Genomic DNA, 7566 nt, shown 5'->3' on the forward strand with positions numbered 1-7566 from the left:
CCAGAGCCAGGCCGTCCGCATCACATCCCCCTCAGCGCTGTTCGCGGACGCCGAGGCGCCCCAGCAGCATGTGCGTCACGCCTGCCGCCACTGCCGACAGGACGAGAATCGCGATGGTCCACGCCATGCCGTTCCGCGAGAACCAGTGGCCCGCCACCATCATCACGGTGTCCGGCCGGATCGGCTGCGTGATCACCAGCGACTGCTCCGCCGGCTGGTGGGTGTGCCAGCCATCATTGAGAAGCAAAGCGGCATCGCCGCCGAGCCTGGGCCAGGTCGCAGGATCCGTGGCCCGTGCAGCGAAGGTCGACAGCGTCTTTGGGTCGAGGGCAGTGATCAAGGTGACCGGCCCGGACGGACCTTGCCACTGGCCGACGTAACCCAGGCCCGGCGCTGTCTGGGCCGACAGCCAGTCGGCGACCGGTGGCGCCGATACCTGCCAGTCCAGCAGCCTGCGGGCGGTCGCCACCGTATCATCCCACAGCGACGATGTTTCCGAGGTCAGCGTGTCCGGGCGCTTCTGGCGGTCCAGCTGGCTTCGCCAGGCCTGCCTGGCTTCGGCCGAAGCATCGGATGGTGCGGCCGGCCCGGATGCGTCGCCTACCTTGGCGGTATTCTGCCTGCCGGACGCGAGACGTTCGACGATCCGGTCGGGCTGGCTGCCGCCGTCGCCGGACACGAGATGCGGCGTGATATCCGCAGGCGACGCCGGCGCGCCGGCGAACAATCCGCTCGGCAGCGTGGCGACCGGTCCGACCGCCAGAAGGGGACCGGACAGCTTCCCCATCGACAGGATCGGCTGGAGCTGGAGCGGCGCGTCGGCCACAGCTGCCAGCCGGGCCGACACCGTCAGGGCCGCCGCCACCGTCCCGGGATCGAGGTCGGACAGCAGGAGCGCCACGGGGCTGGAGCCGTCGAAGGGATAGCCGGACCCCGCCATCAACGATAGATCGGGCAACGCGACCATGTGCGGCGCATCGTCGAATGTCAGCGACGTGTCGCCGAACAGGGTCGCGAAGGGATGATGTTCGTCCTGGACCGGGCACGCCTGCTGCGGCACCTGGGCGGGAAGGCTGAAATCGAACCGGATCGTGTTCTCCCCAGCGTGGAACAGGCGCAGCGGCAGCGCATAATCCTCGTTCTCGACGACCTCGCCACCGTTCTGGTCGAACGGCCGCTGTGCCAGCGCCGTTCCGTTCAGGGATAATGTCAGATGGCCCCCCGGCGGCAAGCCCGCGTCATAGGCGAACATCAGCTTGAGATGGGCGACCGCATCGTTCGTGACCAGGAAGTCGGTTGGCAGCCGCACGATGGCGTCCACCTGCCGGCGATGCTCGACGATGCGAACATCGCCGATCCCTAAATCGGTCAGGGTCATCCGCTGGCCGCGCTGAATCTCCACGCCGCGGCGTCCGGCCAGCGGCGCCATCGCCGCCAACTGGTGCGCGATCAGGTCCCCGGCTTGGCCCTGCAACAGCAGCACGGGGGCGCCATCGGCCGCCTGCCGCACGGAGACGGCGGGATTGCCGCCCGCCAGGACGATCCGCGGTCGGCCCGCGGCGTCGACCTCGCCCAGCCCTACGGTGAAATCAGGCGAATTCTCCGGCATCGCCTGGCCCAACAGCGAGGCGAGCGACACCAGCGTGCCGGTTGTCTCGGCGGTCAGCGGGGTGCGCAGCGACACGGGCAGGGCGTCCCCTCGGGCGCCGGCAGCGGCGGCAGCATCGATGAAGCCGGCCAGATCGGTGATGGGCGCGAGTCCGCCCGATGGCACGAGGATGCCGCTTCGGTCCGGGTCCAACTGTGTCCAGAGATCGAAGCCGGCGGTGTCGCCACACAGCACGCGATGCGTCAACTGGCCGGTGATCGACACGAGGTTCCGGCCTGTCTGCAGCACGCCCGCCGGGATCGCCAGCCGGACGTCATCGGGTGTCGCGAACGCATCGGGCGAGAAGCTGCCGATCGGCTTGCCGTTCAGGCTGACCGAGAAGGCCGATCGGTCCGGCAGAAGGTCGGCGCCGCTGATATGGGTCAGGGACAGCGTTGCCCCGGCTGTTGGCCCGAGGGGTGGCGCGACGACGGCGAACCGGGCCGCCACATGTTCCCCCGCCATGCGAAGGGTCGTGGTCCCTTCCACCGGGACCAGCGGCAAGCGGATATCGGCCACGGGTGCCGGCTGCGCCACGGCGGCGGCCTGCTGCGGCCGCGCCTGGGGCGGCGATGCCGGCGGTGGCGTGACCGCAACCGCCTGGGCTGGCGCAGATAGTGCCGGCACCGCAGGGACCGGTTCGGCTGTCCGCGGTGTGACGGTGGGTGGCGTGGCGGGAGCCGCCGGTGCAAGGCGGGTCGCAGGCAGGGCGATCCGCCCGCCATTCTGGGGCGCGGCGGGCACCGGCTGTTGCTGCCCCGGAACCGGAATCTGCCCACTCCCGGCCGGTGCGGGCTGGTGCGCTGGCTCTGCCGGCGCGCTTCCCGGCAATGGAATCTGCTGGGCCGATGCCGAGGCGCTGAGGCTCAGAACCGTGAGGGCGGCCGCCCAGGCGGGCCATCCCCGCCCGTTCGGCTTACGAGAACCGGGCATCGTCAGCCGACCTTCTTGAGAGAGGAGGATTCGTCGTCGCCCGGGAAGGCGGGAAGGCCCCGATCGCCGAAGCTGAAATCGTGCCCACCGACCTGCGGCGTGGACTCTCGGGGCCGTCTGATGCGGAGCAGGAACGGGACAGATCGCACCAGCGTCCGGATCGACAGGCCGAAGAACCAGAGGACGCCCATCACCGTGCACGGCCCGCGGCGCTGCGCCTGCCGGCGCTTTTCCCACAGCATGCTGTCCGAGAACATCAGCCGGCTGACCGTCGCCACGGCGGAGACGTCCTGGTCCTTGATGAAGGACAGGCCCAGAATCACGGCGTTGCCCTGGACGATGCGGTTGCGCACCCGGGATTCTACCGCCGCCATCGCCGGCCCGTTCGGATCGTCCGTGACCCGCAGCCGGACAAGGGTCCCGGCATCAAGCCCCGCTGTATCAGGCGTATAGTCCAGACGGATCTTGGCGCCGGCCATGGACACGTCTTCGATGCGCACCCGCCGGACCTGGCCGTCGAACTCGATCTGGCCTGCCCGCTCGATTTCGACGCGCGGACGGGACCGGCGCTGGCGCCGCTCGCAGACAGCGCCGAGGGCGGCGAACATGATCATGAGATTGAACAAGGCCCAGGTGCCGACCACCGACACGACCGTCCGATCGCCCGGAAATTCGGACCACCGCCAGATCGCGGCCCCCAACCCAGCCACCAGCAGCAGGATCAGCCCGATGATCGGCCACGCCATCGGCGACAGGTATTCTTCCTGCAGCAGCTCGTTCTTCGCCGTCACCCGGAAGGTCGGGGACCGCGGCCGCAGCAGGACCGACAGGATCGGCCGTATTAGATAAGGGGCCTGGGCCGTTTCGTAGAGCTCCGAAATCAGCATCCAGCGGGTCGTGCGGAACTGGAAGTTCGAAACCAGGAACACGCCGGCCATGTAGACCAGAGTGTACGAGATGAACTCTTCCGCCGTTGCCCGATAGATCTCCAGCCCGAAGAACAGATAGAACAGAGGCGCGATCATGAAGGTTAGGCGCGCGAACGGAAAGAACCAGAACGCGCTGCTCGACAGGTAGCACAGGCGTTGCACCAAGCTCAGGCCGCGCTTGAACAACGGGTTCTTCAGCAGGAAGATCTGGGTCATGCCCTGCGCCCAGCGCGAGCGTTGGCCGATGAAGCTGGCAAATGTCTCCGGCTGCAGGCCCGCGATCATGGCGTGGTCGATATAGAGGCTGCGCCAGCCCCGAGAATGCAGGTCGATCGCCGTCTCGGCATCCTCGGTGATGCTGTCGCCAGAGAAGCCGCCGGCCTCGTCCAGAGCCCGACGCCGGAGCAAGGCCGCCGACCCGCAGAAGAACGCACCGTTCCACTTGTCGAGCCCGCGCTGGATCAGGCCATAGAACATCTCGTTCTCGGGCGGGATGCGGTGCGACAGGCCGAGATTGCGCTCGATCGGATCGGTGTTGATGAAGTAGTGCGGGGTCTGAACCAGGAAGAGTTTCGGATCCTCGACGAAATAGCCGACCGTGCGCTCCAGGAAATCCGCCGACGGCACATGATCGGCATCAAAGACCGCCACCAGTTCGCCCGACGTGCGGGCCAGGGCAGCGGACAGATTGCCGGCCTTGGCGGACACATTCCGTTCGCGGGTCAGATACCGCGCTCCGAGTTGCAGACAAAGGCGCTGCAGGGCGACGCGGCGCTGCTGCGCCTGGCCGGCGATCGTCGGGTCGCTGTGATTGACCCGCTGGTCCGTCCCGCCATCATCCAGGAGGTAGACCGTCAGCTTTCCCGAGGGATAGCGGATCTGTGTTGCCGCCGCGATGGTGACGGCCAACATGTCCGCATCCTCGTTGTAAGTCGGGATGAAGATGTCGACCGACGGCACCAGCTCCGGCCTGGCGATCGGCTTCGGCGGCCGCCGCCGGACCGGGTCCGCGGTAACGAAGACGCTCAGGAAGAACATGCCGACCGCATAGATTTCGGCCGCATACAGCAGCAATGCGGCAATGAAAGAGGGAATGTGATCCGTCGGCGGCAAGGTGTGGAGCGAACGCCACATGATGTAGCGCAGCACGATGAAGGCGCCGAGAATAAGGAACAACAGCCTGCCATAGCCCCGAACCCGCAGCGTCTTCAGGATGACCATGGCCGCCAGCACGACAAGCCCGCTCGCCAACTGGGTCGACGCGCTGACATTGACCGATCCGAGGATCGCCGCACCCATGAAGAGGATGGCCCACAGAAAAATAAGGACGGCGCTCAATTGTCTCTCCAAAATCGACAGCGCGGGACGGGTGGAGCCTGCAAAGAGTTCTACGGAGCTACGGCGCGTTCCGATCATCGAGCCCGTCGACGAGCCAGCCAAGGCGATCGATCGCTGTCTTGTGGTCACCCCGAAAAACGGTTCCGTGGAGCCCGGATTGTGGTTGCTGTCACCCTCTCTTGGCGAATCATATTGCCACGGGCATGGAATTTTATTTCAGGACAGTGTGGTCAATCGAAGTTTATAGATTATTTATCTGAATTTTATTTAAACTGATTAGAATAAGAAATCTGCAGCGATCAGGTCTTGAAGGTGGACGCCATTCAGGGTGATGGAGTTAAGCGATTGCAGCGGCTGGGCGTCATCGAGCGCGATCACCACGCCGTGGGCCGTCTCAACGGCATGCGCCATCACCTGCTGAAAGCTGTGGATGGTGGTGTGGCTGGTGAGATCGATGAAATCATGGCCGCTTCCCTTCGCCTGGAAGTCGGTGATCGTGTCGCGCCCGGTCCGGTCGCCGAAGACAAAGATGTCGGAGCCAGGACCCCCGGTGAGCAGATCGTCGCCGATCCCGCCGTCGATCCGGTCGTTGCCGCCGCCGCCATTCAGGGTGTCGGCGTCCGCCCCCCCAGAGAGAATGTCGTTGCCGTCGCCGCCCTGCAGTTCGTCCCGTCCGGTATCGCCGAACAGGCGATCATCGCCGGCCATGCCGAAAAGCTTGTCCTGGCCGGCGTCGCCATAGAGCTGGTCGTTGCCATCCCCGCCATCCAGCCGGTCGTCTTCGACACCACCCGACAGGACGTCGGCGCCGGCGCCGCCCGAGAGGACGTCGTTTCCGGCCTCGCCATAGGCGACATCGTCGCCTGCGCCGCCGTCGATCACGTCATTTCCCGTGCCGCCATAGAGATGGTCGGCCCCGACGCCGCCGAGAAGCTGGTCGTTGCCGGCTTCGCCATAGAGCGTGTCGGCACCGGTGCCGCCGTCGAGCCGGTCATTCTCGACACCGCCATGGAGTTCGTCATTTCCGGCGCCGCCCGACAGGCGATCATCCCCGGCTTCACCGAACACGCGGTCGTCACCATCATCGCCCGACAGCACATCGGCGCCGGTGCCGCCGAAAATCTGGTCGGCGTCGCCGCCGCCATAGATCACGTCGTTGCCGTCATCGCCGAAGAGCTGGTCACGCCCCCAATCGCCATACAGCACGTCATTGTCGCCGCCGCCATACAGCATATCCGCGCCCGAACCGCCATGCAGCTGGTCGGCGCCGCTCTCGCCGAAGAGGCGGTCATCGCCGTCATCTCCGAATAGCTGGTCGTTCCCGACACCGCCGCTGAGCTGGTCGGCTTCGCTGCCGCCATGGAGCTGGTCGTTGCCGGCATCGCCGTACAGCATGTCGGCGCCTGCGCCGCCATAGCCGATGTCATCGCCCAGTCCGCCATACAGCAGGTCCTGGCCGGAGCCGCCATCGAGCACGTCATTGCCAATATCGCCGAACAGGCGATCGTTTCCGGCATCTCCATACAGGCTATCGTTTCCGGCCCCACCATAGAGGTCGTCATTTCCGGCGCCGGCATAGATGCGATCGTTGCCAAGATCGCCATAAAGGTGATCGTTACCACCAAAGGCGACGATCTCGTCGTCCGCCTGCGTGCCATAGAGCCAGGATGCTTCCACAGAACCGATGATCTTCATCTGGGCTCTCACGCCGAAGGGGTGTGAGAGACATATGTCGGAATTAAATAAAATACAATATAATTTGATTTGATTGGATTTGATGTGGGCTCGTTCTCCAACGCGTGGTGTTGCCCTGATCGAGTATGCCCCCCGATTGGAATGGCATCGCCCCGGATGCCGCTCATCGGAAAGCTGCTTCGACATCGGCTCCGATGCGGCATGCAATTCGCGGAAGTCCGCATGGCAGGCAAACTTCCATTCGAGGAAGTGTTTCGTCCGAAGGAGGTTTGAAGCCCGACCATGGTCGGCCAAGCGAGGCCAAACTATCTCGTGAGTAAAAAGGTCCGGTTTCAGGGCCAGCTCGGCCGGCGCCGATGTCCGCTCCGGAGCAACTCAGGCAGCCTCCGTAGTCCGCAAAGGGGACCAACCGGCCATCGGTCTGACGTCCGGTTTTGGGATTCACCGCGGCGACGGGCGATGTCCGGTTCGGAGCGGCCTAGTCAGCCTCTCGATGACGGCTAAGGGGACAACCCGACATCACCGTCATGATGGGATGTATGCGTGGGATTGCCCGGCTCTGCGAGTTCAGGACGCGTCTTCGGATATCTTGATGTATGACCGAGTCGCTCGGATGGCATCGAGAAACTCAGTGCCTATGGCGAGAGCACGCTTAAGTTTGTCGCCCTCCATGTCGGCACCGTGGCCGGTCGCGTACATCGTGTTCAGGGCGGCATCGAGGTCGCCATTCGTCTTGGGGAGGCCTCCATTTTCGCGATTCCAATCGAGCACCTGGCGTAGGCTGAGCGCCTCGCCTTGCATTCCTCGAGCTCTCGCCAAGTCCACTACGGCGCGCTCGATATCGATCCGCATCTGGACGACCTCCCATTGCGGGAACTCCCGCTCGAGATCCTTGGGCGTGGGAAGGGCGGCTTCGAGTTGCGGAGGCAGGGACACTCGGTACTCGGCGACGCCCATGGGTTTCGACGCGTCTCGGAGCGCGTACTCAACGATAATTGCATTCTTTCCCTTGCAGAGGATCAT

At 65.1% G+C, this 7566-nt stretch carries 4 protein-coding genes; all 4 read right to left on the reverse strand.

Annotated features, from left to right (window positions below; all coding sequences use genetic code 11):
- Positions 1-31: 31 nt before the first annotated feature.
- The gene (locus AC3XYG_RS22870) at positions 32-2581 is read right to left on the reverse strand and encodes a cellulose biosynthesis cyclic di-GMP-binding regulatory protein BcsB (RefSeq protein WP_489142173.1); all 2550 of its coding nucleotides are present in this window, start codon (positions 2579-2581) and stop codon (positions 32-34) included.
- A 2-nt stretch (positions 2582-2583) separates the two neighbouring features.
- Entirely contained in the window at positions 2584-4926 is a 2343-nt protein-coding gene (gene bcsA / locus AC3XYG_RS22875; RefSeq protein WP_489142170.1) for a UDP-forming cellulose synthase catalytic subunit, read from the reverse strand.
- Between the two features lie 198 nt (positions 4927-5124).
- Positions 5125-6837, reverse strand: a complete 1713-nt coding sequence (locus AC3XYG_RS22880; RefSeq protein WP_489142171.1) for a calcium-binding protein — start codon at positions 6835-6837, stop codon at positions 5125-5127.
- A 273-nt stretch (positions 6838-7110) separates the two neighbouring features.
- Positions 7111-7566: hypothetical protein (locus AC3XYG_RS22885; protein ID WP_489142172.1), on the reverse strand; the 456-nt coding region annotated here is incomplete at its 5' end.

The sequence above is a fragment of the Inquilinus sp. genome (assembly GCF_057815775.1).